Below are 26,840 nucleotides of genomic sequence, written 5' to 3'. Positions count from 1 at the left end.
CACTCCGTGACAGTTAAGTCGGCACCGACGAACCATGTGGACAGTGCCAGCAGACACCACACGACGGGGCGTACTCGCGGGCGCGCTCGCCGCGGGGATCGGGGGACTGACGCTGACCGGGGCTCGAGAGCTCCTGTCGCAGTTCGCGCCGCTGTCGGGGCGGGCCTGGAACGCAGCGGATCGGTCGCTTCCGGAGTCCGTCGAGAACCCCTACGGCGAGGCCAGCCTCCGGGTCGACGACCACGGCGTTCCGCACGTCGAGGCCGACGACGAGGCCGCGGCGTACTTCGCCGTCGGCTACGTGCAGGCGTACGACCGACTGTTTCAGCTCGATCTCCAGCGGCGGGTCATGCGAGGCCAGCTCTCCGAAATCGTCGGCGAGGCCACCCTCGAGGACGACGAGTTCCACGTCCGGATGGACTTCGCCGGCGCAGCCGACGCCACCTGGGGAGTCGTCGCCGAGACGCCCGCGGGCGAACTCGTCGAGGCATACGCGGATGGAGTCAACGCCGTCATCGAGGCCGGTCTCCTCCCGCTCGAGTTCGAACTCCTCGGCTACGAGCCCCGCGAGTGGACGCCGGTGGACTCGATGCTGATGGAGAAACAGATCTCGTGGGATCTGACGGGGAACTTCGGCGAACTCCGGCGAGCGCTGGTTGCCGACCGGCTCGGTGAGACCGTCGCCGACGACCTGTTCCCCGAGCGGATGGACCACGATACACCGATCCTCCGCGACGCCGTCGACGCGGATCGACTCGAGTCGGCCGATGGAGACAGCGAAAACGACGACGATGGCGACGGAACCGGTGGGACGAACGGAGCCGACGCGGCAGGGAGCGTGGGCGACGGCCTGACGAACTGGCTCTCGAAATACGAGTCGCCGACTGGCGTCGGCTCGAACAGCTGGGTCATCTCGGGGGCACACACGGAAAGCGGTAACCCGATCGTCGCGTACGATCCCCATCTCACGTTGATGACGCCGCCGCTGTGGTACGAACAGCACGTCGAGACGCCCGAGACGTCGGTTCGCGGGGCGACGTTTCCGGGCGTCCCGTTCGTCATCGCGGGCACCAACGACTCGGGGACGTGGTCGTTCACCAACGTCGGCGCGGACGTCCTCGACTGCTATCGGTACGATCTCGACGAAGCTGGTGAACGGTATCGATACGACGACGAGTGGCGCGAGTTCGACCGCGAAGAGCGCGAACTCGCCGTCGCCGGTTCGGAGAACCGGACGATCACGATCAGAAAGACCGTCCACGGGCCGGTGCTCGAACGCGAGGAGCGCACCGTCGGCGTCGCCTGGACCGGCCACACCGCCACGCGGACGACCGAGGCGATCTACGAGTTCGGCCGCAGCGACGGGCTCGAGGACTTACTCGAGTCGACCCGCAAGTTCGACCTCCCGACCCAGAACCTCGTCTACGCGGACGTCGACGGGCGGACGCTGTACTACGCGACGGGAAAACTCCCGATCCGGACGATCGACGACGAGGAAGTGCCCGGCAACCGGATCTTCGACGGCTCCGCGGGCGAGGGCGAGTGGGAGGGGGTCACCCCCTTCGGCGAGTCGTCGTGGGACGGTTTCGTCCCCTTCGAGGCAAAACCGCACGCCATCGATCCCGACGTGCTCGCGACGGCCAACCAGCGCGTCGTCGACGACCCCGAACACTACGTCGGCGTCGCGTACGCCTCGCCCTACCGCGGTGGGCGCATCTACGATCGGTTGGACGAGGCCGTCGAGAACGGCGAAGGGACCGACCTCGAGTTCCACCGACAGCTCCAGTCCGACACCCGCGACGGTCGAGCGGATCAGCTCCTCCCCGAGTTGTTCGAGATCGTCGAGAATCGGGACGTCACCGACCGACTCGCGGACGCCGCGGCGACGCTCGAGGACTGGAATCGCCGAATGGACCGCGGCGAGGAGGGAGCGCTCCTGTTCGCCCAGTGGATGGATCAGTTTCGGCGGCTGACGGTCGAGCCCCAGTTCGAAGAGGGCGATCTCGACGAGTCGTACTATCCGGGCGACTGGGCGGTCGCGACGCTCTCTGCTGACAGCGACCTCTACGCGGACCGGTCGCGCGAGGAGACGATGCTCGGGGCCCTCGAGGCCGCGCTGGACGAGATCGACGACGAGGGATGGGAGCGCTACGGCGACTGGAACACGACGCAGCCGATCGAACATCCCTTCGGCGTGGAGGCTGCGTTTCTCAACTTCGACGAGCGACCGCTCGACGGCTCGCGAGCGACCGTCGACAACTACCGCGTCGGAAGCGCCGTCGGCTCGAGTTGGCGGATGGTCGTCGAACCCGGCGGCGAGGCGACGGCGATCCTTCCCGGCGGAAACTCGGGGGATTACTTCTCCGCTCACTACGACGACCAGTTCGAGCGCTGGATCGACAACGACCAGAAACCGATGGGTCGTGAGACCGACGCCGAGATCACCGTCGAGTTCACGGAGGGATCCTCGTGAGCGCCAGCGGATCGGACGAGAACGGGACGAGCGAAGCGACCGAGGTGGAGGCCGCCAGCGGGCCGTTCGAGAACGAGGATTCCGAGAACGGGTCCGTCGAACGCGACGGGACTGTCCTCGAGCGCAGCCGAACGGTCCTCGAGCGCGCCAGAACCGAGCCGCGGTCACACGCCGTCGCCGTCGCCGGGGCGGTCGTCATCGGACTGCTCGTCTCGTGGCTCCACTGGTTCGGCCTCGTCCTCGGCGGGGCGTTCGTGGCGTTCGTCTCGCCGTCCCTGCGACGGGGCGTCGTCGGCGCAGTCGGGTTCGGGTTCCTCGTGCTCGTCGTCTTCGCGCTCGCTCTGGGGGGATCGGCGTGGACCGTCCTCGAGACGACGCCAGTCGTCTATCTCGTCGTCGCGAGCGCGTTCGGGTTGCCGCTGCTCGGGTCGTTGGTCAGGGGGACCGTCTGAATCGACGGGGTCGCCAGTTGACCGACGGAGTCGACGGGTCGCCAATCATCGGCGGAGGCGTGACTATTCGTTTGCGCGCGGAAAAACGGCGGTGACGGACGACCACGTCCCACGTTGCCGTACCACGTACTATTTTTTGCTCGGGGAGCATCTCGCCCGTATGGAGTATACGACCCTCGGTTCGACCGGGATGCACGTCAGCCGGCTTTGTCTGGGCTGCATGAGCTTCGGCTCGAGCGACTGGCGCGAGTGGGTGCTCGAGGACGAGGAGAGCGCGGAGATCATCGAGCGGGCGATCGACCTCGGAATCAACTTCTTCGATACCGCGAACATGTACTCGCGGGGCGAGTCCGAGCGCGTGCTCGGCGAGGCGCTCGAGGGCTACGACCGGGACGCACAGGTCATCGCGACGAAAGGGTTCTTCCGGATGCGTGAGGACGATCCGAACTCGGGCGGGCTCTCTCGAAAGGCGATCGAACAGGAGCTCGCGGCCAGCCGCGAGCGACTGGGAGTGGAGACGATCGATCTCTACCAGCCACACCGCTGGGATTCCAAGACGCCGATCGAGACGACGCTTCGCGCGCTCGACGACGCCGTCCGTCGCGGTGACGTCCGCTACGTCGGTGCGTCCTCGATGTGGGCCCACCAGTTCGCCGAGTCGTTGCACACGAGCGATACGCTGGGTCTCGAGCGATTCCAGACGATGCAGAACCACTACAACCTCGTCTACCGCGAGGAGGAACGGGAGATGCTGCCCCTCTGTGAGAAGGAGGGCGTCGGCGTGATGCCGTGGTCGCCGCTGGCTCGCGGCTATCTCACGCGCCCCCACGAGGAGATCGACGCCACGAAACGCGGTGAGACGGAAGAACACATGTACGAGCATCCGTATCGGGAGGGCGGCGGCCAGGAGATCAACGAGCGCGTGGCGGAGATCGCCGCCGAGAACGGGGTCACGATGGCCCAGATCTCGCTCGCGTGGCTGTTACACAAAGAGTGGGTCGACGCACCGATCATCGGCACGACCAGCGTCGAACACTTAGAGCAGGCCGTCGAGGCGCTCGAGATCTCGCTGTCGGAGTCGGATATGGCGTACCTCGAGGAGCCGTACGAGCCGGTTCCCGTCTCCGGACATACCTGATTCCGCGGACAGAGGACTATAGGGGACTACGGAAGCGCTTCGACGGCCTCGAGCAGGTCGTCTTCGGTCTCCCAGCGGTGGAGTCGCCCGTCGGACTCGAGCAGTTCGAAGACGCCGTCTTCCATCCAGCCGTACGGATGGGCCTCGTCGCTGTCGGGGTACTCCCGCTTGAGGACGTGGCTCTTCTCGTAGTACTCTTCGCTGCCCACGAGCAGCCCCTGTTCGACGAGGAAGCCGCTGGGCTCGCGCTCGGCGACGCCGACGATGTGGGTGACGAGATCCGCGATCAGACAGAACTTCTGGATGCCGTTGTCCCAGTTCCCGCGAACGTCGCTCATTCGGAAGGCGTAGGCGTCCGCTCGACGGTCGAGTCGGTCGACGACGAGGTCGAGCCGGCGCATCTGCGCGGGATCGTAGTTCCCGAGGACGAAGTAGGACCGATCGCGCTCGTAGATCGGCGTTAGCTCGCTCAGCGCGTGGAGGAGGTCCTCGTTCTCCGCGAGCGTGAGTTCCTCGGCCTCGAGTCGCTCCGTCGCGCTCGTGAGCACCTCGTCGGGGACTGGCGGCGACTCGTCGGTCATACCCGGCGTTTCACAGGAGACGACAATAGGATTTACTACCCCGTTTCCGTTTCCGAAAGCGGTTCTCTCTGGACGTCTCTTACCAGAGGGTAATTTACCCCAGGGTAAACTACTTGGTGAACGACCGCGTAGATGGGGCCATGAGTACCGACGTGGGATCGGTGGCGGGAACGGAGACGCGCGAACTCCTCCACTTCGTCACGCAGGAGACCCGATTCGCCCTGCTCACCAACATTCTGCAACACCCCGAGCAACTGCCCTCGATGTACGAACTCGAGGAACTAAATCCGAGCGTGAGCGAGGCGACGGTCTACAAGCACGTCCAGAAACTGATCGACGCCGGCGTCGTCGAGGAGCGCGCCCTCCCCGACGGCGAGCGACGGCAGGGCTATCCCTGGAAGTTCTACGGCCTGACGCAGGACGGTCGGGCGTTTCTCGAGACGCACGACGTGCTCGCAGCCGAGGAAACGCTCCAGCGAATCTACGAGACGATTTCCGACAAACCCGAGAAGATGGTCAAGTACGAGAACGCGCCGCGACCCGACGCCGAACGCGAGTAGTGGAGACGGCTACTCCGGCGACGGCTCGGTCTGTGCGTGAATCCAGTTTCGGACCCGTTCGGAGAAGGTTCCGATACCCAGTCCCGCAAAGAACGTGAGGAGGCTTGGGATGAGTACCCACAGCAGGCTTGGATGTTCCGTTCCGGCGTGGAGTAGCGTTTCCATCATGTATAGCGCGACGTTCGCGGTTCACGACCCTCAATCTACCGCTTTCGAGGTGCCGCCGGGAGCCGACTCGCCGAACGTCGACTCAGGAGAATCGCGAGGCGATGTCCGCTTCGGTGATGATCCCGACCGTCTCGCCGGCCTCGGTGATCATCACGGCCTTGTAGTGCTCGAGCAGGTTGCTAATCTCGTCTAGCGTGGCGTCTTTCGACACCGTGGGAAAGCTCTCGCTCATGTGTTCCTCGACGGGTTCGTCTCGCGCTTCGGAGTCGAGGTGAACGAGGTCGCTCTGGCTGATCGAACCGACAGGGATCCCGTCCTGGATGACCGCCAGCTGGGAGTAGGCCTCCTCCTCCATCTTTCGGGCGGCCGCCTTGACAGCGTCGTCGGGCGTGACGTTGACGACGGCCTCGTTCATCAGGTCCTTCGCGCGGACGACGTCCCCCTCCGCTTTCTCGAGGGCGTTGACGATTCGTCGCAGTGTCGACAGTCGCGGGTCGACGTCGCCGCCTTCGATCCGGGCGATCAGGGGTTGGGAAACGTCTGCCGTATCCGCGAGTTCGCTCTGGGTCAGCCCGAGTTCGGTTCGGCGCTGGCGCAAGTCCGCGGGCGTCGGGAGTTCCATACGCCACAATAACTGCGGGTTATAGAAAATGTTTCGGGTTGAGTTACTGCCGTGGTGACAAGTTCCGCTACGATATCGGCGGACCCTACTCGTCTTCTTCCGTTTCGAAGATTTCGACGACGGAGAGGGGAACGTCCCGCAGTGCACCACCGACCTCGCTCTTTGCGATCCGGGAAGCGTGTTCCTCGCCCTCCGCGTTGAAGACCTCCATCTCGAGTCCGAGGCCGACGAGCGCGGTATCGGCCGCGATGAACGCGGAGTCGAAGGGCTCGCCGCAGGCGGGACAGCCCGTCGCGCCGACTTCGACCTCGACGTAGTCCATGTTTTCACTGTTGAGTCGTTTCCCGGCTTCGCTGACGGCGACGCCGATTGCGTCGTCGATCTCCTCGACGTCACGAACGAGCCACGCGGCTTCCATCGCGACGAGATAGTTGGCCATACATCGTGGTCGGTCCGGGGGGTTTCCTGTCTTGCGGTTCGTCGGCGGCGGACGAGGATTGTTCCAGCGCGTGAGAGACGATACCGCCCGTCATCCGCGCGCTCGAGGTGCGCACGTGAGTCGGATAATGCTCATAAGTTACGAGAAATGTCCGGATCGATTGCCGCGCACGTAGCTATACATCGTCTCGAGTCCGTCTCGAGTTGGTCCGACTGAAAGCTGAGTTGAATCGCAAGACTGCGTCGACCTCCTTGCCAACTAACGATCATTACGGATTGTGTGCGTCAGAAAAGCTTATATATACCCCTGAACTGTGCCCGGTTGAACGCCGATGATATCCCGCGTCTTCCGCGCGACGCTGTTCGCACTGTACCAGTTGTGCATTGTGATCGGTATCGCCGCGATGCCACTCGCAATGGCCGCCCGCCAAGCTGGAGTTACCATCCCGGTCCACCGCATGCTCGAAACTGTCGAGGCAGTTTACGAAACCACGCAACCCACCGACGCCTGATCGACACGTCCCCGACGTCTACCGACCGACCACCGTTTTCTCACAGATCGACTCGAGAGCCGCTGCTCCCATCGGCCCCGCTGAAACCGGGCACGACCGATCGCACGGCCGCCGTGGATGGGGTGTGCAGTACCGTTCGGCGGGGCCGATGAAACCGGAAACCTCGGCGGTGACCGCCGGGGTTTTATATCGTGCCAGCCCTACCCTTCGGTCAATGCGAGCGCCCCAACATAACTCGGACTTCTCCCGCACCGTCGACCAACTGGCCGACGATCCGGACCCCTACGGGCCGGAGATCGGTTCGATGCCCCAGAACGACCTCTCGCGTGCCGACCTCGACAACGTCAACAAGACCGGCACGACGACGATCGGCATCACGACGACCGACGGCGTCGTCATCGCGACCGACATGCGTGCCAGCCTCGGCGGCCGCTTCGTCTCGAACAAGAACGTCCAGAAGGTCGAACAGATCCACCCGACCGCCGCGTTAACCCTCGTCGGCAGCGTCGGCGGCGCACAGTCGTTCATCTCGACCCTCCGAGCCGAGGTCAACCTCTACGAGGCCCGACGCGGCGAGGGAATGAGTATCGACGCCCTCGCCACGCTCGCGGGCAACTTCGCCCGCGGCGGTCCGTTCTTCGCCATCCACCCGATTCTGGGCGGCGTCGACGACGACGGCTCCCACGTCTACAGCATCGACCCCGCCGGCGGCGTCATGAAAGACGACTACACGGTCACCGGCTCCGGGATGCAACTCGCCTACGGTCACTTAGAGCAGGCCTACGAAGACGGGCTCTCGAACGACGAGGCGAAGACCATCGCGGCCCGCAGCATCAAGTCCGCCGCCGAGCGCGACACCGGCTCCGGGAACGGTGTCTTCCTCTGTGAGATCACCGACGAAGGCGTCGACATTCACGGACACCACGACTTCGACGAAGTCATCTAAGGCGACTCCCACGATCGATTCCGTTTTCGACCCGCTCGTTCGATTCGACAGCGACGACTTCGCGCGCTTCGATCGTCGATCGCCGTCGCTCAGAATCGGTCAGGACAGTCGAACACAACAAACCCAGCGAAGACTGGACGCTCCGAGAACCGTCAGTTGAGCCGTGCGCGCTGCTCGGCCTCGAGTTCCGGCTCCGTCAGTTGCGTCGCGCGCCCGGTCTCGCTCGAGCGGTAGATCGCCTCAATCACGCGCTGGACGGTGAGGGCCTCCTCGACGGTATTCGTCTCAGGCGGGGTGCCGGCGGCGACGGCCGCGAGGAACTGTTCGTCCTGTTCCGTGTAGCCGGTGAGCGACGAGTCGCCCGTCAGCGCCACGTCGGCGTAGTGATCGCCGCCGACCGTTCCCGTCTCGAGGATATCGAGGCTCGTGTCGCCGATCTCGAACTGTGCGCCGGCGTCCGTCCCGCGCACGCGGAAATCCATGCTCTCCTCGCGGTTGGTCGCCCACGCGGCCTCGAGCGAGATAGTTTCACCGCCCGCACAGCGGATGAAGGCGCTGACGGAGTCGTCGACCTCGTAGGTCTCGCTCTCGGCGTCCCAGTTGTCGCCGAAGCCGTCGGGGTCCGCGTACTCTTCGGTCGTTCCGAACGTCGTTCTGGTGACGCCCGAGACCTCCGTGATCTCCGGGAAGTCGAGCGCGTAGAGGGCGAGATCGAGCGCGTGGACGCCGATGTCGAGCAAGGAGCCGCCGCCGGCGAGTTCGGGGTCGGTGAACCAGGAGCCGGGACCGGGAACGCCCCGCCGCCGAACGTAGTTCGCCTCGACGTGCGTGAGGTCGCCGAACCGGCCGCGAGCGTGGTGCTCGCTGAACATGGCCATCGACGCCGCGTGACGGTTGTGAAAGCCCACCATACAGATGCCGTCCGCTCTCGCCGCGGCCCGTGCGACCCGCTCTGCGCTCTCTAAGGTGTGTGCGAGCGGTTTCTCGACGAGGACGTGGCAGCCGGCCTCGAGGGCGTCGACGGTGATCGGTTCGTGGAATCGGTTGGGAGTCGTCACGATGACGGCGTCGACGGCGTCGTCTTCGACCAGCCCCTCGTGGGTTTCGTACGTCGCTGCGCCGAACTCGGTGGCGAAGCGCTGGCGCTGTGCCTCGACGAGGTCGGCGCCGGCGACGACGTCCGCACCGAGTTCGGAGATACTTCGTGCGTGGAGGTGGCCCATACCGCCGAGTCCAACGATCCCGACGCCGATTCCGGCGCCGATCATCGCGAAACCCTCGATTGCTGAACCGTCGAGAAGGAAGGACCCTGAGAAACAACCCATTTCGATCTCGTTTGTGTGCGATTCCAGTCCATAGAGAGAGGGAGGCGGCGACCAAAATAAGGGTTGTGACCGATTAATGTGCGTACTATGTGTGTCTTTCTCTACGAATAACAGTATTACTCCGAGTACTTGCGGAAATAGTAGGAATAAAATGGTATTTTTACGTGACAATCACGTCTTCGCACCGGCCGTCCTAAGCGGCTGGCCGCCGAGGACTAACTGATGGCTGCAGTTACGATCTGGAACGAGTTTCGACACGAACGCGAAGACGACGAGGTCGCAGCCGTCTATCCGGACGGCATGCACGAAACGATTGCCGACGCACTCAGCGAACGCGACCGCGACGGCGAGTCTGACCACGACGTCCGAACCGCGACGCTCGACGAACCCGAACACGGACTCTCCGAGGATGTCCTCGAGCGCACGGACGTCCTGCTGTGGTGGGGACACGAGGCCCACGACGAGGTTTCGGATGCGGTCGCCCAGCGCGTCCAAAAGCGTGTACTCGAGGGAATGGGGCTGATCGTCCTCCACTCCGGCCACTACTCGAAGCCGTTCAAGCGGCTCATGGGGACCACGTGTAGCCTGCAGTACCGCGAGGACGGCGCGAAAGAGCGCCTCTGGGTCGTCGATCCCGGTCACCCAATCGCGGACGGCCTCGAGGAGTGCATCGACCTGCCCCGAACGGAGATGTACGGCGAACCGTTCGACGTCCCCGAACCGGACCGACTGGTGTTCAACAGCTGGTTCGAGGGCGGCGAGGTGTTCCGCAGCGGCTGCTGTTACCGCCGCGGGAGCGGCCGGATCTTCTACTTCCGGCCGGGCCACGAAACGTACCCGATCTACGAGAACGACGACGTTCGGCGGGTGCTTCGGAACGCCGTCGAGTGGGCTACCCCCACGGAGGGCGCGCCGCGGACCTTCGGCGAGCGGGACTAAAGCTGTCGACGACTCCGGAACGTGACTGTCACCCGCTTCGCTGCGTGTCGACCAGTTCGACGGTGAGCTCGAGGTCAGTTCCGGTTGCCGCTTCCAGCCGTTCCCGAACGGTGTCTGCGAAGTCGGATGATTCCTGCTCGCCGGGCGGGCGTTCGACGAGCACGGTCACCGACGGCTGCCCGCCGGTGTAGACGTCGACGAGTTCGTACTCGACGGTGCGTTCGTGGAAGGCGAACTCGTCGAAGGCCGGATCGTCGGTCATCGCCTCGAGCTCCGTCTGGATATCGTGTTCGACCGCGGCGGTCTGATAGCTCCCGTAGGTGACGCCGCCGAGGACGAGCGAGAGGACGGCGATCGCGACGATGAGTACGACGACTCGCGAGCGCAACTGGCCGTAGGCGTGATCGATCCGGTCCGTTCGGTGTGGACGATAGCCGGAGAGCCACAGCAGGATCAACGCGGTGAGGTTGATCGAAAGCACATTGATGAGTACGAGCGTCCCGGCGGTGACGACGACGGTCGGGTGTCCCCAGGCGATGCCGAGTCCGGCGGTGGCGGCCGGCGGCACGAGCGCAACGGCGATGGCGACACCGACGAGCACCGAGCCGACGTTACGAACGAGGCTGACGACGCCGGCGATGCCCGAACCGAGCGCGAGAAACAGCGCGAGGACGCTCGGCGTGGTCCGCTCTCTGACCTCGGGAACGCTCGTGATGTCGAATCCGGGCGGGAGCAACACCGTTCCCCGCAGGAGCCACCCGATCACTGCCGCCGTCGCGACGGCGACGCAGATTCCCGTGATTTGCAGAACCACACCGCGCCCCGCGAGCGTATCGTCGTCGACGACGACCCCGACGCTCGCGGAGAGTGCGGGCCCCATCAGCGGCGCGACGACCATCGCCCCGATGATAGTCGCCGCGGAGTCGAGCAGCAGACCGGCCGTCGCGATGGCGGTACTCACCACGAGCAACACGAAGTAGGTCGACGCGGCTGGCGCGAGATCGGCCGCCCGCGCCTGGAGTTCCTCCCGGGAAATTCTGGTTCCGGCGAACTCGCGGTGCAGTTCGTCCGTTCGGTTCGAAACGACCGTTTCGGCGGCCGTGACGACCGTGTACGACTCTTCATCGAGGCCGGCAGCACGGAGATCCGAGAGAAACGGTTCGACTGCGGCCGGCGGAACGGGAACCGACACGAGTGCCTCGAACTCGCCACGACACGTCTGTTCGGAGACGGCGTAATCGACCCCCGTCGCCTCCGCTGTCTCGAGGACGAGATCCAGATCGCCGTGTGGAACGAACACCTGAACGAGACGCATACGAGTGATACGACGGAGACAGGGATAGGCTGTCGCCACAGGGGCGTGACTGTCCGATCTCGATGATACTGCTGACCGAACCGGGTTCGCTGCTCATTCTGAGCGGACCATACCTGGCGTTAGCATTGAGCGAACGCTCTCACTGTCAGTACTCAACCCCGTTCCCGTCGACGGTCCAACGGATGACGACCGGAACCGAACGACGTCAGAACTCCCGGCGACCCTCGTCCGTGACGACGCTATCGAGCAACGCGACCGGCGTCGCGTCGTAGTTCGGATTCTCGACGGCGAACCCCTCGGCGGGTTCCGGCATGACCTCGCTGCCGGTTCGGAACTCGTTTTCGAAGACGAACCCCTCGCTGACGATCTTCGACGCCGATCCCAGCACGGTCACCGGCACGTCGAGTTGGGCGGCCGTGGCGGCGATCGGGAACGTCCCCACGCGGTTGTACAGCGTCTCGTCGACGATGCAGTCCATGCCGACGACGACGCGGTCGCAGTCCTCGAGGTAGACGCCGTGTGCGCTGTCCGTGATCAGCGTGGCGTCGACGCCGTCCAGCTCGGCGAGCGTCCGGGCCGTCTTGCGGCCGATGTAGCGGGGCCGTGCTTCCGTGATGTAGACGTCGAAGGTCTTGCCCGCCTCGGTCGCCTGCTCGAGGGCCTCGAGCACCGTCGAGGAGTAGTCGTGCGTCAACAGCGTCGCGCCGTCGTCGAGGATCTCGGCGGCGTTTTCGGCCGCCAGCCGTTTGCCGGACTCGACCCGTGAGACGACCGCGTCGATCCGCTCCTGGGTGAGTCGCTTCGCCTCTTCGACGCTCTCGAGGTCGGCGTTAGTAACGTCGTCGACGACGGCCCGAACCGCGTTCTGCAGCGAGGCGTGAGAGTGGTTGGCTCGCCGGAGCACCGAGCCGTTGCGCTCGAGCGAGCGAATATACTCTTCGACGGTGGCGAACTCCCGATCGATCAACTCCTCTAAGGCTCGCGTCGCGCGCACGGCAACCACCGAGGAGCTGTGACTCTGCATCTCCTGGATCTCCTCGACCGTCTCGTCGATCATACCTGCACAGATTCCCGTCAGCGGGAAAGGTGTTCCGGGTAGGTCCAGCCGCTGGGACCGGACTCAGTCGTCCGATTCGACGCCGAAAATTCGGTGGAGTTCGCGCTCGATTCGCTCGACGAGTTCCTCGAGAACGACGTCGAACTGCTCGTGGTCGGCGACCGCACCGACGCGTTCTCGAGCGTCGTCCGGTATTTCGACGCGGAACTCGCCGTCGTGGTCTCGCGGGCGTTGCCCGCTCGACTCATCCGCGGAGCTATGCTCCGCGTTCCCCTCATAAAACGGCTCGCTCTCGCTCAGCACCTTCCGGTCGATCGCTTTGAGGACTTGCGAGTCGTACCGGCCGTGGAGCTGGTTGTACGCGTTGGAGTAGGCCTCCTCGAGTTCCTCGAAGTAGTAGACGTACTTCTCCTCGAACTTCTCGGGGTCGAACTCGGTCATAATCGGTTGTGGGGTAGCGGGCGGGTAAACGGTTCGGACTGCGGACGCTTCCGACGGTTCGGCCGCAGGCTTACGTGCTCGAGTCGCCTAGACCTCGCCGATGACCGTCACCGTTCGCTACACCTGTCCCTACTGCAACGCCGTCGTCAGCCTCGAGCGGCCGCCGGATCTCGCGGATCGGTCGGTCACGAAAGTTCGGCAGCCGGGCTGGGAGTACGCGGACCCCGACGATCCGGACCGTGAATCCGCCGACGGGATCGAATTTCTCTGCGGCGAGGACGGTCCGGTCACCGACCTCGAGGGCGACTCCGTCGAGGGCTGCGGACGGCCCTTTTACCTCAATTTCGTGCGATTCCAGCAGGGGGTCGAACTCGATCCCGATCCGCCGACCTACGGGGGACCTCGGTTCGACTTCAACGCGTAAGGAGGCTGTAATCGGGAGCGTCGCACCCGTGAGCGACCGACGGGAGCGAGCGGCTTTTTTGGTCCAGATTTTTTCGAGCGGTTCGACCGAGCGTAGCGAGGGAGGGCCCGAAGAAAAAAGGTGGGAACACAACCCTTTTCGACGGCCGGTGCTACCTTCGGACATGGACGAAGACGCCGTTCGCGACCGCCTCCGGACGGTCGAGGATCCGGAACTCGGCGACGATATCGTCTCGCTCGGACTCGTCAACGACATCGACGTCGACGGCGACCGGGTCGATATCGATCTCGCACTGGGTGCACCGTACTCGCCGACCGAGAGCGACATGGCCGGCGAGATCCGCGAACTGCTTCTCGAGGAAGGCGTCGATCCCGACCTCTCGGCGAGCATTCCCGACCGCGACGATTTCGTCACCGAGGAGCAGGTCCTCCCGAACGTCAAGAACGTCATCGCCGTCTCCTCCGGGAAGGGTGGCGTCGGCAAATCGACGGTCGCAGTCAACCTCGCCGCCGGACTCTCGCAACTGGGCGCGCAGGTTGGGCTCTTCGACGCCGACGTCTACGGGCCGAACGTGCCCCGGATGGTCGACGCCGACGAGCCGCCGATGGCAACCGAGGAGGAGACGCTCGTTCCGCCCGAGAAGTACGGCGTGAAGCTGATGAGCATGGCTTTCCTCACGGGCGAGGACGACCCGGTCATCTGGCGCGGTCCGATGGTCCACAAGGTCATCACCCAGCTGACGGAGGACGTCGAGTGGGGCCACCTCGACTATCTCGTCATCGACCTCCCGCCGGGGACTGGCGACACGCAGCTGACGATGCTTCAGACCATGCCGGTTACGGGTGCTGTCATCGTCACGACTCCGCAGGACGTCGCGCTCGACGACGCCCGCAAGGGCCTCGAGATGTTCGCCAAACACGACACCGTCGTGCTGGGTATCGCCGAGAACATGTCGACGTTCGCCTGCCCCGACTGCGGCGGCGAACACGACATCTTCGGCTCCGGCGGCGGCCGTGAATTCGCCGACGAACACGAGATGCCGTTCCTGGGATCGATCCCCCTCGACCCTGCCGTTCGCGAGAGCGGCGACGGGGGTCAGCCGACCGTGCTCTCCGACGAGTCGGCCACCGGCGACGCGTTCCGGACGATCACCGAGAACGTCGCGAACAACACCGGGATCGTCCACCGACGCGGCGTCTCCCAGACCAGACGCAGTGAAGCCGCCTCTCCGGACCGATGACCGCTGACGGCAAAGACGGGAGCGCCGGCGGAGACGACGGCAGCGATCCCGATACGGAGACGGCGTTCGATCCCGATCCAGAACGTGTCGCGTCCCTCCGGGAGGTTGCCGACGAGATCCGAAGCGACTCGAGTGAGAGCAAACAACTCGCGAACATTCTCTACCGAACGAGCGACCTCTACGACGCGGACGAGGAGACGACGCCCGAGGAGATCGTCCGCAACGTCAAGTTCATCCTCGAGGTCACCGAACGCGGCGGGCTCGAGCGCTGATCGGCCGGATTACGGAGTTTATCCGCTGAATCTGCTCAGCAGACTCAGCGGCCGTCAGGTGAAGTACTCTCAGCCGGTACTCCGACGTCGGCTTCGGTGTACGCGGTCGATTTTCGCGGCTGTAATTACGACGGATTGACAGTCGAGACTGAAACCCGCTGCCTGCAGTGAGCCGAGAGTCTATACCCTTCTGTGGTATCAGATGGTCTCTAAAACCTTTCAAGGACAGCTGTTATCCGTCTCTGGCCCGTTCGGTTAGTTAGGAAATAGGGGCGAAGCACTCGTGCCTCGTTGCTCGTCCCGCCACCACCTATGACCAACGCAACCACACCAATCGAAGCCACGTTCGAACTACAGCGCCAGTCGATCAAACAGAGCCAGCAGTTCGTCCAGCAGGGACTCAAGTTCCAGGAGAACGCCGCCGAATCGTTCCTGCGAAACGGCTTCGCTGCCCAGCGAAGCGCCCAGCGGCAGGGCACCGAACTCGTCCGTCAGCTCTTCGACGCACAGTTCGACACCCTCGAGTCGTCCCTCGACGAGAGCGGAGGCGACGTTCGCTCGACGATCGATCAGCAGTTCGAGGAGGGAACGAAACAAACCCAACGGCTGCTGAACGACGGGTTCGAGCAAAGCGCCGCCCTGTTCCAGCAGTTGCTCCACGCACAGTTCGACGCGATGGAGTCTGCGTTCGACGAAAACGGCTCCGACGTTCGATCGACCGTCGATCGGCAGTTCGAGGAGTTCGAACAGCGCCAGGACGAAGTCTGGGACGAGTTCGAGATGGAGTTCGTCGACGCCGTGGCGGAGCTCACCGACCAGCAACAGCAGGTGCTGACGGAGTCGATCGAATCGCTCCTCGAGGCACATCAGGAGACCGAACAGCAGACCGTCGACGGCGTTCGACGAGCCGAAGAGACTGCCGAGACCGTCCAGCAACAAACCGAAGAGGTCGCAGACACCATCCAGCAGGGGACCGAAGCGACTATGCAGACGACTCAGCAGCAGGCCGAATCGGTCGCCGAGACGACCCAGGAGAGCACTCAAGAGGTCCTCGACGAAGCCACCGACGCGACTGAAGAACTCGCCGTCGAGACGACGGACGCGATCGAGACCGCGACCGAACAGGGCGCCGACGCTGCGGTCCAGAACCTGCAGACGCTCGAGGGCGTCGGGCAGACGTACGCCGACCGTCTCGCCGAAGCGGGTATCGAGACCCTCGCCGACCTCTCCCGAGCGCAAGCGAACGCCGTCGCGGAGGCTGCGGAGATCTCGCAAGTCCGTGCGGCCGACTGGATTCAGGCCGCACAGTCCCAGTCGTAATCGATCTCGAGCGGTTGCCGATAACGCGGACCCAGTCGCAGTTCGATTTTCGTCGCGTGTTTTCGGCGTGTTCTGGCCCTCGAGAGAGTCACCCCTCGCCTTCGATCGACCCGGGTCACGCACTCCACAGGCGCGTCGCTTTTAGTTTCCCCCTTCGAAACGCGAGTGTGGACGCGAATCAACGGTCTCGAGCGAACCCCTACGGGATGGACGAGGAGTGTCGAAACTGTCCGGCGCTCTGTGAGACGCGGACGCAGGTCGTCCACGGCTACGGCGACGTCGCGGCGGACTTCCTGTTCGTCGGCGAACGACCGACCGCGAGCGCCGACGAACTGGGCGTCCCCTTTGCGAGCCCCGAGCCCTCGGCGACCGACGACGGCCCGGATGCGGAATCGGACGCTGGAACCAGCCTTCGTCGAATGCTCGAGCGACTCGGCCTCTGCGATTCGACCTCACCGGCGGACGATCCCGTCCTCGAGAACGTCTACCTGACGAATCTGACGCGGTGTCGCGATCCGGAGCGGTCGCCGACGGACGAGGAGATCGGCAACTGCGACCCCTATCTCACTGCCGAGATCCGGATGATCAACCCCGAGATCCTGATCCCCGTCGGCGAGCGAGCCCTGACGGAGCTCGGCGCCGAGTACACGACGACGCCGGCCGACGACCTCTCGCTGCCGGCCGATCACGCGACGCGAATTCGGGGCCGCGGGTTCGAACTCGTCCCGATGGTGACCCCTCGCGACCAGACGGACGCACAGACCCAGGCGTGGCTCGAGACGTTCGTCGATCTGATGGCGTCGGACTACCGCCAGACGAAAGGACAGCGGGATCGATGATCGGTCGCGAGACTACCAGTACGGGCCCTCGAGCCACTCCTTCGAGCGCGCGCCGAGGACGACCAGCGCGCCGATGAAGACGACGGTCGCGATGAACACGGCGACCGTCGGCGCGAAGTAGTCGCCGGATTCGATCAGGTAGCTGTCCGCGAATCCCCAAAGTCCGAGCGCCACGAGCGCGGCGATAGAGAGCGTTCCGAGCAGTCCGACCGAGCGCGGAACCGACCGGGTGACGGTTTGATCGTCCATACGGAACTCCTGACGGTCCATCACTATAATTCGTCCGACGTCGGGCCGATCCGAGGGGGCGATGGTCGGCGACTCGAGGGGCGTATCCCACGGCGAGACCGCCGCCGGAAGCGCCGCGTTCAAGGCCGGCCGCCACCGAGACCCGGGTATGAAGGTCGTCGTTCCGGTCGATCCGCCCCGCGAGGGGCTCGTCCTGTCGTCGCTCGTCGATCGAACGCCGCTCTCGGACGCCGAGGCGTGCGGTCTCTACGAGGCCGCCGTCGTCGACGTGCTTCGGGCGGTCGCCTCGAGCGGGGGCGAACTGCTGGTCAACTACCGCGATGCGGAGACGCTCCCCGACGAGTTCGACGGTGGCGACCCGGAGAACGAGGTCCGCGGGCTGACCGCCGCCGCGCTGGGAGAGTTTGCCGAGGACACCGACGGCACGGATGGCGATGTCCGATTCGAACGGCAGGTCGGCTCGAGTCGAACGGCCAGAGTCGGTAACACGGTCACGCATCTGTTAGAGCGCGAGGAGGCCGGAAGCGTCGGCGTCCTCGAGCCGACGGTTCCCCTCGTCGGCCGCACGCACATCGACGGCGCCGCGATGTCGACCCGTCGCCACGACGTCGTCCTCGGACCGTCTTCGGAGGGACGAACCTATCTCGCGGCCTTCGGTGAGCCGATCGATTTCGGCGACGCGTACGCCGCGCCCGAGGTGGCGACGCTGGCCGAACGCGCCCGCGAGGCCGGACTCGACGTCGGTTTCGCGCCGATGCGTCCGACCGTCGCGACCCCGGCGGGGCTTCGGTCGACGGTCGCGTTGCTCGAGGCGCGGCGACTCGCCGAGAAGCCGGGTGCCGAGGCGACGGCCGCTGTGGTGGACGAACTCGGGCTCGAGATCGGGGCGGACGAGTCACTCGAGCGAGCGTAACCGACAACCCTTTTTGAACGGACGGAAAAGGCGGAGGTGAGGTGGGGTGGCAGAGCGGCCTAACGCGCCTGCCTTGAGAGCAGGTGGCCTTCAAGCCTCATGGGTTCAAATCCCATCCCCACCGTTTTTCGCGAGAGATTACGACGAACGAAGTGAGGTGTCTCTCGAGTGGAAAACGAAACGGTGGGATTTGAACCACGGTCGAAGCAAAGCTTCTCCCTGATTCAAATCCCATCCCCACCGCTTTTGCGACGAACTGACGTGAGGAGCAAAGCGGAGACGATGGGATATGAACTAGACGAGTCGCAGCGTCCGAGCGAAATGAGGACGACCGTCTCGGCGTAGTTCACAATCCCATCCCCCCGAGTTTCCGTCGTATCCACGATCGAACGTCTACTCCAAGCCCGCTCCCACCGCTGGAGATCGGTTCTCACTCGAGTGAGAACGATCACAACGGCTGGAGAAACAGGTCTGATTGGGGAGTTCGCGATCCGACGGCGACGGGAGCGACTACGTGTCGCAGACTCTCCGCTCAGAACTGGTATTCTGCTGTAACAATAGATTGTCGGCTGCAAGAATCTCCGCCTTTCTCAAACTGGACGACGCAGATGCACGTATGAGTGGGGACCAGATAGAACGGCGAACGCTGCTCAAGGGAGTCGCAGCAGGTGGCGCCGTCGGCAGTGGCGTTCTAGGCGCGAGTGCCGTCGGTGGGAACACGCTCCGTGGCAGCGTACAGGACGTCGATCGCGAACGTACCGTGCAACCGGGAACCGAACTCCTGTTCGAGGCCGACATCGAGGACCTGAACGCGGACTGGGACGTGGAGTGGCAGATCGACGGCGAGCGCGTCCGGTACGACGCGCACTACGACATGCGAACCCAGGACTACTTTCAGTACGTCGAACAGTACAACGCGGCGTACTTCATCGAAACGTTCGACTCGAGTGGCACCTACGAGGTCACGGCCTTCGTCTTCTACGACCCGGAAACGGGGAACCGGGACGATCCGGACTACGAGGTGGCGGACGAAATACGGTGGACCGTCCACGTCACGTCCGACGGCGCGGCGCCGCCGTCCGTCGCGGGCGCGGATCCGGAACCCGGCGAGACGCTCGCGGTCGGTCGGAACGAGCCCTTCGAGATCGACGTTGACGTCTCCTCGCCCGACAGCGATCCCGCGCGAACCGTCTGGTGGCTCAGTCAGGCGGACGTCGTCCTCGAGTTCGGCGATCCGGACGGTTCCGGAAACGCGACGCTGTCGGTCGACGACGGCGCGGGCTGTCACACCTGCTCGATCACCTGCTGGGTGATCACCGAGGACAACCTGTTGCTGCGACCGGAGTCGTGGACCCTCGACCACGAAGCCGAAGACGTTCCGGCCACGTTCCAGGTCGCGGAGATGGCGACGAACTCCCCGATCGGTGGCGGCGAAACGCTCGAGGTCACCGCGACGATCCACAATATCGGCGACGAAACCGGGACGACCGACGTCGACCTCGTCGTCGGCCACGACCCCGAGATCGAAGACAGCCGGATGCTGACGCTCGATCCCGGCGAGTCGACCGAGATCACGCTGCTGTTCGAGGCCGGCGACCCGGCGGGCGACGTCGAGGAGTTCCCGGTGGTGGTCGACACCGGCGCGGACACGGCCTCCGAAACGGTCGCCGTCGAGTCCGGCGAGCCAACACCAGCGACGTTCGAAGTCGCGGAGATGGCGACGAACTCGCCCGTCGGCGGCGGGGAACGTCTCGAGGTCGACACCACGATCGAGAACGTCGGCGACGAAACGGGGACCACCGATATCGAACTCGTTGTCGGTCACGATCCAGTCGTCGAGGACAGCGAGATGTTGACGCTCGAGGCCGGCGAGTCCGCCAACCTCACGCTCACGTTCCAGGCCGGACAGCCGGCGGGCGACACCGAAGAGTTCCCGGTCGAGGTCGACACCGGCGCGGATGCAGACGCGGTTACGGTCGTCGTCGAGCAGTGACCGACTCGCCGAGACGCTCGGCGACTTCGTTCTGGCTTCCGTCACGTGCCGATCAGTCGTCGCTCGAGAAGTCCTGGTTCCAGACGCGGTAGCCGTCGAACTCGCCGGCGTCGATCTCGGCTTCGATCTCGTCTCGCGTCTCCGCGTCGATCTTGAGGAGGTGACAGAGCGGATGGCCCGGGAGGGCGACGGGGTTCTCGAGGCTGCCGACGATCAGCCCGGTGAACGGAGCGGTGACGACGTGTTCTTCGGTTTTGAAGTGATCCGAGACGGTGCAGATGGTCTCGCCCTCGTGAACCAGCGGGTAGGGACCCCACTGCATCTCGACGAGGCCGCCGGTGTCTGCCCGGAGCCACTGTTTCGTGCTGTCGGCCGCGGTTTCGGTGACCCAGCTCGGTTCGGTCGGCTCGAGATCCGGGAGCAGGTCGTACTCGGCGAGGACGCTCTCGGTGCCGGCGACGGCCTTCTCGATCAGCGCCGGCTGGAGTCGCTGGGCGCGTCCCATCTCGACGGTGATCGTCGGAATTCCGTCCGCGGTGGCCGTCGATCGGAGCGAGCCGCCGTCGCCGCCGCCGTAGAGGAGGACGTTCGCCCCGAAGGCTCGAGCCAGTCGGGTTACCTCGGGGTCCTCGAGATCGGCCCGCACGTGATACATCGTCGTTCGATTACGCGTGGACGTGTGGAAGTCGATCCCGTAATCGCACTGACTGATGAAGGTCCGGTAGATCCGGTTGGCCATCCGTTCGGCCGTGTTGCTCCGGGCTTTCCCGGGAAATGAGCGGTTGAGATCCTGATCGTAGATCGGGATGTATCGCTGCTGGGCGTGATACGCCGGGACGTTGGTGACGTGCAGGCAGACGAGCGTGCCGTGAACGTCCGCGGGATCGTATCGGTCTGCGACCTCCTGGACGACCTTGACGCCGTTGAGTTCGTCGCCGTGGATCGCAGCCGTCAGGAAGACCGTCGGACCGCCGTGGTGGCCGTTGATGATCGTCACCGGGATCTCGACGGGGTCGCCGAGGTAGGTCTCGCCCACTTCGTAGCGAATGTGTCGCGTCTCACCGGGTGCAACCTCTCCGTCGTATCTGAACGGTTCCGGTTCGGAATCGAGAGCATCCATATCCGTGACTGGTCGCGTTCGGGGATAATCCCGCCGGTCGTCGCCACTGTCGGGCGAACGTGCGATCGAGTGGCGATAGATACCTGAAAAACACGGTCGGCTCGGTTCGTGATCCTCGGGAGTGAGCTACTGGTAAGAGAGGTCGAGGTCTCGAGCGCGCTCGAGCAGGCTCTCGTCGTAGTACTCCTCGGTCTGAGCGGGTCGGGTGTCGTCGATCGACCGGACCTGCTGGACCGTGTTGCGGAAGACCTTGAACGTGGCTTCGTCGACCATCTGGCCGTCGAGGGTGACCGCGCCGGTCCCCTCCGCTTTGGCCTCGTTGAATCGCTCGATCTTGCTCACGTCGCGCTCGAGTTCCTCGGGCGTCGGCATGTGGATCGTGTTGGCCTGAATCGTCTGCTTCGGATAGAGCGACCAGGAGCCGTCGAGTCCGAGGTGGGCCTCGTGTTCGACCTGATCCGCGTAGGCGTCCGCGTTATAATAGGTCAGGCCGGCGCGCTCCTTGAACAGGTCGTCGAACGGGCCGCCGATACTGAGCAGGTCGCCGGCGCTGGCCTCGTTCGAGAGCGCCTCGAGCAGACCGTCCCAGCGCGGACGACCGTCGCCGAGGTCTCGAGCGCCGAGTTCGGCGGCGTAGTCGACGGGACCGAAGACGAGTGCGGCGAGCCGGGAGTCGGCGCCGAACTTCGAAATCTCGCGCAGGTCGGAGCGGGCGCGGCCGGTCTCGATAATGATCGAGAGCTTGATCGAGCCCTCCTCGTAGCCGTGTTCGGCTTCCGCCTCGGCGACGACGTCGGCGGCGCGTTCGACGTCCTCGACGCGGCCGACCTTCGGGACGACGACGCCCTCGATCTCGTCGCCGATCTCGCCGACGAGCTGGTCGATCTGTTCGCGGCCGCGGTCGCGGAACGAGGCGTCCTCGTAGCTCCACTCGACGCGGGGCCAGATCTCGCCCGCGAACTCGTGTTCTGGGACGAGGTCGATCGTGTTCTCGAGGCCCTCGTCTTTCATGTTCGGTGCGGTGCCGTCTTCCATGTCGGGGACGAGCCAGTCGGGAGCCTGGAAGCCCTCGGCGGTGAGGCCGGAGCGGAGGTACTTCGCCGAGTCGTCTTTCGGAACGGCGGCCGGTGCGGTCTGGAACGTTCGACAGAGTCGGATGTCTTCGGTCATGGCTTGTAAGTGGTGGGGTGTGGATTTAGCTGCGGTCGTTTATAATATTCGATCGTGTTAGTTAGGGCGCTTTCGAATCTCAGCCGTGCGCGTCCCCGAGTAGACGGGTTCGTCGTTCTGGTTGAACGCGATGTGCTGGAAGCGGACGGTCCCCGCCTCGTCGCTCGACGCGTCCTCGTCTGCGGAGAGTACACGCGTGAAGGCGTAGACGGTGTCGCCCACGGCGACGAACGTGTGGAACGACTCGTCGTCGAAGCCGACCTCGCGCCAGGTCTCCTCGTCCGAGCGGGCGTGGCCCAGTGCGGTCGAACGGGTGACGTCGCCGTAGGTGACGATGTCGCCCGACGGCGAGTCGGACATGACGTCGACGTTGTGGTGTTGTTTGGCCGTGTTGAGCGTCGACAGCGGCAGGGCGGCGACGGTGACGTCGTCCTGGGTCCGGCCGCGCTCGTGACGGTAGGCGACGGCCGCGTTTTCGTCGTCGGCCGTCTCGAGGGCCTCGACGAAGTCCTCGAAGTAGCCGCCCTCGGGGGCGACGAACGTCTCGGGGAGGGTTGGGCCGTCGTCGCCGTCCTCGGCCGCTGTCGTGCCGCTACCGTCGGTGGCGACGGGTTCGCGACGCGGAATCATGTTCGTGCGCTCGTACGAGCAGAGCACGTCGCCCGTCTCGGCGTCCTTGCCGCGAGTGCGCCAGGAAACGATGCCGTACTCGGGTCGGGAACTCGAGGTCGCCCGGTTGACGACCTCGCTCTCGACGTGGAGTTCGGTGCCCGTGTAGACGGGAGCCGTGGGGAATCGGACGTCCGTGCGTCCGAGGAAGTAGCCCCCCTTCTCGCTCAAATCCTCGACGGTGATGCCGAGCGTCGCGGCGGTGAGGTAGTCCGGGTGGACCGGCGGTTCCTCGAACCCGCGAGCCTCGGCGGCGTCGGTGCGCCAGTAGGCGGGGTCGTGGTTCAGGGTCTGGCTCATCCAGGTCTCGTTGCCGAACTGGGTGAGCGTGAGGCCGGGGTCGTGTTCGATGACGTCCCCCTCTTCGAAGTCCTCGAAGCAGTTGCCTTTCTCCTTGGTTTCGACCTGTTCGAGTGCCTGTGCGAACGTCTCGGGATCTGTCCAGTCAGTCATCGGCGGTGATTTCGTCGGTGTCGGTCGTCTGCTGTTCGCGTTCGCGGCGGGCGATCGTTCGTCGCATCTCGTTTTCGACGATCATGTACCCCTCGTCGAAGCCCATGCCCGGCTTTGCGAGCACCTGTGCGGCGTTCGTCGCGAGCGCGACGTGGGCACAGGCACGCGCGGAGGTTTCCGTCTCGTTGCAGGTCCCACCGAGATAAGCGCGGGTCTCAGTTCCCTCGCAGTAGCGGACCGCCTGTCCGCTGCGGTGGATGCCGCCCAGGTCGGGGGTCTTGATCTGGACGAGATCGGCGGCTTCGGCGTCGACGAACGCCTGCACGTCCTCGAAGGTGTTGCACCACTCGTCGGCGACGATATCGACCGACACACCGGCGTCTTTGAGCCCCTCGCGGAGTTCGACCATCGCCTCGATCTGTTTTTCGCGGTTGCCCACGTCCATCGGCCCCTCGATCTGGATCGGGTACGGCGCGGCGGCCGCCTCGAGTGCCGCGAAGTAGTCGACCACTTCCTCACGGTCGTAGGGCGCACCGAAAACCTCGCCGATCATGCCGTAGACGTCGATGTGGAACCGGGGCTCGTAGCCCTCCGGCCCGAGCTCCTGTGAGCGCTCGGTGAGCCACTCAACGTACTCGAGTAAGGTCTCGCCGTTCTCGCCGATCTTCTCGACGCTGTTGATCAGCGCGTGGGGGAGGACGGGGACGCCCTTGACGAACATCTTCTCCGTATTGTTGTAGCGGTCGTCGCCGGACTGACCGAAGACGGGCACCGGCTCCGTCGCGGGTTCGGTGCCTAAAGCGTCGGCCATCACGTCCGTTTTCGTGGTGTTTCCGGCTTCGGCTGCGGCGGCGAGCAACGCCTGGGAGACGCCGTATCGGATCGCCGTGTGGAGTCGGTCGCCGTCTACCTGTAGCTCCTCGAGCAGTTGTGCGTTCTCGAGGAACTCGGTCGCGTCCCGTCCCTTGAGTTCGTCGGCGACGGGGCCCTCGATGACGGGGGCGTACTCCTCGGCCTGAAACAGCGGGTCGCGCCCGCCGGCGCCGGAGTACTGGACCGCGGCGCAGTCGCCGCGGACGACGGTGCCGTCGGCGAGTTCGACGTCGACGATGATCGACTCGCCGGCTTGGCGAATCTCGTCGAAGCCGTCGGTGACGGGCTTGCCCTCGTAGGTGAAGCCGTCGTGTTCGGCACCCTGCTTGATCGCGCGCTGGTCGTCGAAGAAGAACCCGGAGTAGCCGGGCGTGGCGTACAGTCCTGTAATCATCATATCTTGACGTCACCCTGTGGTCGGCCGATGAGTTTGCCGTCGCTGATCGCGTCAACGTCGTCCGCAACCATGCGGAACGACTGTTCGCGGCCCTCCGTGGCGGCGCGCTGGGAGAGCCGAGCCTTGTGAATCTCCTTGATTTCGTCGTCCATCTCGAGGTCGGCCCACTCGAAGATGCGGACGCGACCGTCGTCGTCTCGGGCGGGAAGCACCGCACCCGCCGCGCTGTCGCTGGGTGCGAACGGGACGTCGAGGGCACCCGAGTCGAACGCCTTGAGCGTCCCCTGGACGACGTCGCCGTCGCCGTGCTCGAAGATGGTGTCCATCAGACAGCGGGTCTCACGCTCGATGAGGTCTTGCTCCTCTTCGATGCCGTCGATCTGGATATCCTGCTCGATGGCCATATCGATGACCTGGCGCGTGGTACGCAGACCGGCCGAGTTCGCCTCCATCGTCGGCACACCCTGGAACTCCTGTGGCGACTTGGTGATGACCTTGTCCGGCTGCGCGATGGCGGCGGTCATGCCGCCGAAGCTGATCACGCCGTTGGCGCGAGCCTCGTCCGGCGGGAAGCCGCCCATCCACTCGTGGAAGACCGTCGTGACGACGACCTCGTCGGGCAGGTACTCGTTGCCCAGTTTCTTGAGGGCGTGTAAGGCGGCGACGTCCTGGACGACGTTGCCGACCTGCCCGTAGCCGAGGGTGATCGAGCGCACGCCCTGCGTGGCGGCGAGTTTCCCCTCGACCAACATCACCGCAATCGCGATCGAGGGCGGGACCAGCGTTCCGGTGAGCGGACCGAACGGCTCGCGGTTGATCCGGATCCCGCGTTCGGTGTAGGCCCCCGCCAGTCGGTCGACGAACTGCCACTTCTCGATGGTCTCCTCGAGCCCGTGGCGTTTCGTGTAGGGGATGTTGTAGGAGATCGGCCCACCCTCGAAGCTCTGGAAGCCGCCCGCGAAGGTGATCGCGGCCAGCAGCCGGGCGTCCGGCGTGCCGTGGCGGACCTCGATCGGAGCGTCGACCTCGTCGATCAGTCTCCGGCAGCCGTCGATGCCGTGGTTGACGGCCGGGAAGCCGTTGAGCGTGTCGTCGCCCGTCTCCCGGGCCTTCTCGAGGCCTTGCTGGGCCTTCTCGTACTCGTTGTCGCGCGTGTACGAGTCGATCGTCGTCGGGAGGAGGTCGGCCTGGCCCTCCTCGAGAAGGTACTGTGAGAGTTCGATCTGGTCGTCGAGCCGGGGAACGCCGGCTCGAGGCTGGAGAAGCGGCTTGTCGGCCGACTCGAGGACGTCCGCGAATCGCTTGTGTGCGGGCAGCGACTCGTGGTACTCGATGGCCTCCTCGAAGTCGACGTCTGCACCCGTGTGCCAGTCGGACCGAATCTCCTCGTCGATACGCCGTAGCTCGTCGGCGGGAATACGTTCGTCTCGTATCATCTAGGAACTGATAGTAGCGCGTTCCGACTCGGTCGGTGTAATCTGCAGATCCTGTCGGAGCGCCTCGATCGCGTCTTCGGGATCGGTTTCGGAATCGAAGACGCGGTCGAAGCCGAGCTCCCGGAACGTGCGCCGGGTCTGCTCGAATTCGTCCTGACCGACGGCGAGGTTGCCACCGATGTAGGTGACGGCGTCGACCTCTGCCGCCTCGAGGACCTCGTGAAATCCCTGACAGTCCTGCTCGGCGTGGCCGTAGAGCGAAGAGACCAGTACGGCCTCGGCGTCGTGGTCTACCGCTGCCTCGGCGAACTCCTCCTGGGAGGTCTGAACACCGAGGTTGATGACGTCGAAGCCCGCTGCGCTGAAGGCCTGCTCTAAGATTGTGATTCCAACGACGTGGGCGTCGGAGCCGATCACGCCGAGGACGACCGTTTGGGACATCGTATGCAGAACCATGAGGAACGTGCCTATAAACCTAATGATCTTCCATGATAATACTCCTTAA

General features: G+C 64.8%; 29 protein-coding genes and 1 tRNA gene. 15 read left to right on the top strand and 15 right to left on the bottom strand.

Features of this window, described 5'->3' with window-relative positions; genetic code table 11:
- The first annotated feature begins 43 nt into the window (after nt 1–43).
- From ACSFDB_RS01105 to ACSFDB_RS01095, 3 genes are all read left to right on the top strand, one after another.
- Nucleotides 44–2,473: a penicillin acylase family protein gene (locus ACSFDB_RS01105; protein ID WP_440769216.1), complete on the top strand. Its 2,430-nt coding sequence runs from the start codon at nt 44–46 to the stop codon at nt 2,471–2,473.
- Nucleotides 2,470–2,925 carry a hypothetical protein gene (locus ACSFDB_RS01100; RefSeq protein WP_440769215.1) on the top strand — a complete coding sequence of 152 codons (456 nt, stop codon included), beginning with the start codon at nt 2,470–2,472 and terminating at the stop codon, nt 2,923–2,925. Before ACSFDB_RS01105 ends, ACSFDB_RS01100 begins: the two co-directional genes overlap by 4 nt.
- Nucleotides 2,926–3,085: 160 nt before the next feature.
- A complete protein-coding gene (locus tag ACSFDB_RS01095; RefSeq protein WP_440769214.1) occupies nt 3,086–4,063 on the top strand; it encodes an aldo/keto reductase in 978 nt (325 codons plus the stop codon).
- Nucleotides 4,064–4,089: 26 nt separating this feature from the next.
- On the opposite strand, the gene ACSFDB_RS01090 is transcribed toward ACSFDB_RS01095, so the two are convergent.
- Complete coding sequence (locus tag ACSFDB_RS01090) at nt 4,090–4,644, bottom strand: DUF8170 family protein (protein ID WP_440769213.1); 555 nt, start codon at nt 4,642–4,644, stop codon at nt 4,090–4,092.
- A 140-nt stretch (nt 4,645–4,784) separates the two neighbouring features.
- On the opposite strand from ACSFDB_RS01090, the gene ACSFDB_RS01085 reads away from it, so the two are divergent.
- Nucleotides 4,785–5,204 carry a PadR family transcriptional regulator gene (locus ACSFDB_RS01085; RefSeq protein WP_440769212.1) on the top strand — a complete coding sequence of 140 codons (420 nt, stop codon included), beginning with the start codon at nt 4,785–4,787 and terminating at the stop codon, nt 5,202–5,204.
- A 9-nt stretch (nt 5,205–5,213) separates the two neighbouring features.
- Here the strand turns inward: ACSFDB_RS01085 and ACSFDB_RS01080 are convergent, their stop codons facing one another.
- The 3 genes from ACSFDB_RS01080 to ACSFDB_RS01070 all read right to left on the bottom strand — a co-directional run bounded on the left by ACSFDB_RS01080 (nt 5,214) and on the right by ACSFDB_RS01070 (nt 6,433).
- Complete coding sequence (locus ACSFDB_RS01080; protein WP_175529296.1) at nt 5,214–5,372, bottom strand: hypothetical protein; 159 nt, start codon at nt 5,370–5,372, stop codon at nt 5,214–5,216.
- 82 nt (nt 5,373–5,454) lie between these two features.
- Complete coding sequence (locus ACSFDB_RS01075) at nt 5,455–5,994, bottom strand: CBS domain-containing protein (RefSeq protein ID WP_090307193.1); 540 nt, start codon at nt 5,992–5,994, stop codon at nt 5,455–5,457.
- 85 nt (nt 5,995–6,079) lie between these two features.
- Nucleotides 6,080–6,433: a DUF555 domain-containing protein gene (locus ACSFDB_RS01070; RefSeq protein ID WP_090307189.1), complete on the bottom strand. Its 354-nt coding sequence runs from the start codon at nt 6,431–6,433 to the stop codon at nt 6,080–6,082.
- A gap of 331 nt (nt 6,434–6,764) precedes the next feature.
- On the opposite strand from ACSFDB_RS01070, the gene ACSFDB_RS01065 reads away from it, so the two are divergent.
- A complete protein-coding gene (locus tag ACSFDB_RS01065; protein WP_440769211.1) occupies nt 6,765–6,944 on the top strand; it encodes a hypothetical protein in 180 nt (59 codons plus the stop codon).
- 214 nt (nt 6,945–7,158) lie between these two features.
- On the top strand, nt 7,159–7,890 hold the full coding sequence (gene psmB, locus ACSFDB_RS01060; RefSeq protein ID WP_440769210.1) for an archaeal proteasome endopeptidase complex subunit beta: 732 nt from the start codon (nt 7,159–7,161) through the stop codon (nt 7,888–7,890).
- A gap of 152 nt (nt 7,891–8,042) precedes the next feature.
- Here the strand turns inward: psmB and ACSFDB_RS01055 are convergent, their stop codons facing one another.
- Nucleotides 8,043–9,158 (bottom strand): Gfo/Idh/MocA family protein, encoded by a 1,116-nt coding sequence (locus tag ACSFDB_RS01055; RefSeq protein WP_440769209.1) that lies wholly within the window; start codon nt 9,156–9,158, stop codon nt 8,043–8,045.
- Between the two features lie 279 nt (nt 9,159–9,437).
- Here ACSFDB_RS01055 and ACSFDB_RS01050 point away from each other — a divergent pair, with 279 nt between their 5' ends.
- On the top strand, nt 9,438–10,154 hold the full coding sequence (locus ACSFDB_RS01050; protein ID WP_440769208.1) for a ThuA domain-containing protein: 717 nt from the start codon (nt 9,438–9,440) through the stop codon (nt 10,152–10,154).
- 28 nt (nt 10,155–10,182) lie between these two features.
- On the opposite strand, the gene ACSFDB_RS01045 is transcribed toward ACSFDB_RS01050, so the two are convergent.
- The 3 genes from ACSFDB_RS01045 to ACSFDB_RS01035 form a co-directional block, all read right to left on the bottom strand.
- A complete protein-coding gene (locus ACSFDB_RS01045; RefSeq protein ID WP_440769207.1) occupies nt 10,183–11,469 on the bottom strand; it encodes a TIGR00341 family protein in 1,287 nt (428 codons plus the stop codon).
- Nucleotides 11,470–11,674: 205 nt separating this feature from the next.
- A complete protein-coding gene (locus ACSFDB_RS01040; RefSeq protein WP_440769206.1) occupies nt 11,675–12,526 on the bottom strand; it encodes an eIF2B alpha/beta/delta subunit family protein in 852 nt (283 codons plus the stop codon).
- Between the two features lie 63 nt (nt 12,527–12,589).
- Entirely contained in the window at nt 12,590–12,967 is a 378-nt protein-coding gene (locus tag ACSFDB_RS01035) for a DUF5783 family protein (protein WP_440769205.1), read from the bottom strand.
- A 100-nt stretch (nt 12,968–13,067) separates the two neighbouring features.
- Here ACSFDB_RS01035 and ACSFDB_RS01030 point away from each other — a divergent pair, with 100 nt between their 5' ends.
- From ACSFDB_RS01030 to ACSFDB_RS01010, 5 genes are all read left to right on the top strand, one after another.
- Entirely contained in the window at nt 13,068–13,391 is a 324-nt protein-coding gene (locus ACSFDB_RS01030) for a DUF7969 family protein (protein ID WP_440769204.1), read from the top strand.
- 163 nt (nt 13,392–13,554) lie between these two features.
- A complete protein-coding gene (locus tag ACSFDB_RS01025; protein WP_440769203.1) occupies nt 13,555–14,631 on the top strand; it encodes an Mrp/NBP35 family ATP-binding protein in 1,077 nt (358 codons plus the stop codon).
- A complete protein-coding gene (locus tag ACSFDB_RS01020; protein ID WP_440769202.1) occupies nt 14,628–14,903 on the top strand; it encodes a DUF7976 family protein in 276 nt (91 codons plus the stop codon). Before ACSFDB_RS01025 ends, ACSFDB_RS01020 begins: the two co-directional genes overlap by 4 nt.
- Nucleotides 14,904–15,215: 312 nt before the next feature.
- A complete protein-coding gene (locus ACSFDB_RS01015) occupies nt 15,216–16,223 on the top strand; it encodes a helix-hairpin-helix domain-containing protein (protein WP_440769201.1) in 1,008 nt (335 codons plus the stop codon).
- A 167-nt stretch (nt 16,224–16,390) separates the two neighbouring features.
- Nucleotides 16,391–17,062: a uracil-DNA glycosylase gene (locus ACSFDB_RS01010; RefSeq protein WP_440769200.1), complete on the top strand. Its 672-nt coding sequence runs from the start codon at nt 16,391–16,393 to the stop codon at nt 17,060–17,062.
- Between the two features lie 12 nt (nt 17,063–17,074).
- Here ACSFDB_RS01010 and ACSFDB_RS01005 read toward each other — a convergent pair whose 3' ends face one another.
- Nucleotides 17,075–17,311, bottom strand: coding sequence for a hypothetical protein (locus tag ACSFDB_RS01005; RefSeq protein ID WP_440769199.1), 237 nt, complete (start codon nt 17,309–17,311; stop codon nt 17,075–17,077).
- A gap of 148 nt (nt 17,312–17,459) precedes the next feature.
- Between ACSFDB_RS01005 and ACSFDB_RS01000 the strand changes: the two genes are divergently transcribed.
- The 3 genes from ACSFDB_RS01000 (at nt 17,460) to ACSFDB_RS00990 (ending at nt 20,217) form a co-directional block, all read left to right on the top strand.
- Nucleotides 17,460–18,224 (top strand): hypothetical protein, encoded by a 765-nt coding sequence (locus tag ACSFDB_RS01000; RefSeq protein ID WP_440770165.1) that lies wholly within the window; start codon nt 17,460–17,462, stop codon nt 18,222–18,224.
- A 40-nt stretch (nt 18,225–18,264) separates the two neighbouring features.
- Nucleotides 18,265–18,348, top strand: a tRNA-Ser gene (locus ACSFDB_RS00995).
- A gap of 492 nt (nt 18,349–18,840) precedes the next feature.
- On the top strand, nt 18,841–20,217 hold the full coding sequence (locus ACSFDB_RS00990) for a COG1361 family protein (RefSeq protein WP_440769198.1): 1,377 nt from the start codon (nt 18,841–18,843) through the stop codon (nt 20,215–20,217).
- Nucleotides 20,218–20,269: 52 nt separating this feature from the next.
- Here ACSFDB_RS00990 and ACSFDB_RS00985 read toward each other — a convergent pair whose 3' ends face one another.
- From ACSFDB_RS00985 to glmS, 6 genes are all read right to left on the bottom strand, one after another.
- Nucleotides 20,270–21,337, bottom strand: a complete 1,068-nt coding sequence (locus ACSFDB_RS00985) for a succinylglutamate desuccinylase/aspartoacylase family protein (protein WP_440769197.1) — start codon at nt 21,335–21,337, stop codon at nt 20,270–20,272.
- Between the two features lie 126 nt (nt 21,338–21,463).
- Nucleotides 21,464–22,507, bottom strand: a complete 1,044-nt coding sequence (gene citE / locus ACSFDB_RS00980) for an L-malyl-CoA/beta-methylmalyl-CoA lyase (RefSeq protein ID WP_440769196.1) — start codon at nt 22,505–22,507, stop codon at nt 21,464–21,466.
- A gap of 57 nt (nt 22,508–22,564) precedes the next feature.
- Nucleotides 22,565–23,629, bottom strand: coding sequence for a 2-methylfumaryl-CoA hydratase (mch, locus tag ACSFDB_RS00975; RefSeq protein WP_440769195.1), 1,065 nt, complete (start codon nt 23,627–23,629; stop codon nt 22,565–22,567).
- A complete protein-coding gene (locus tag ACSFDB_RS00970; protein WP_440769194.1) occupies nt 23,622–24,899 on the bottom strand; it encodes a methylaspartate ammonia-lyase in 1,278 nt (425 codons plus the stop codon). Before ACSFDB_RS00970 ends, mch begins: the two co-directional genes overlap by 8 nt.
- Nucleotides 24,896–26,335, bottom strand: a complete 1,440-nt coding sequence (locus tag ACSFDB_RS00965; protein ID WP_440769193.1) for a methylaspartate mutase subunit E — start codon at nt 26,333–26,335, stop codon at nt 24,896–24,898. Before ACSFDB_RS00965 ends, ACSFDB_RS00970 begins: the two co-directional genes overlap by 4 nt.
- Nucleotides 26,336–26,791 (bottom strand): methylaspartate mutase subunit S, encoded by a 456-nt coding sequence (gene glmS, locus ACSFDB_RS00960; RefSeq protein WP_440765331.1) that lies wholly within the window; start codon nt 26,789–26,791, stop codon nt 26,336–26,338.
- Nucleotides 26,792–26,840: the final 49 nt, after the last annotated feature.

The organism is Natronorubrum amylolyticum (genome assembly GCF_052040145.1).
Classification (GTDB): Archaea; Halobacteriota; Halobacteria; order Halobacteriales; family Natrialbaceae; genus Natronorubrum.
This window is presented reverse-complemented; position numbering and strand designations above follow the sequence as displayed.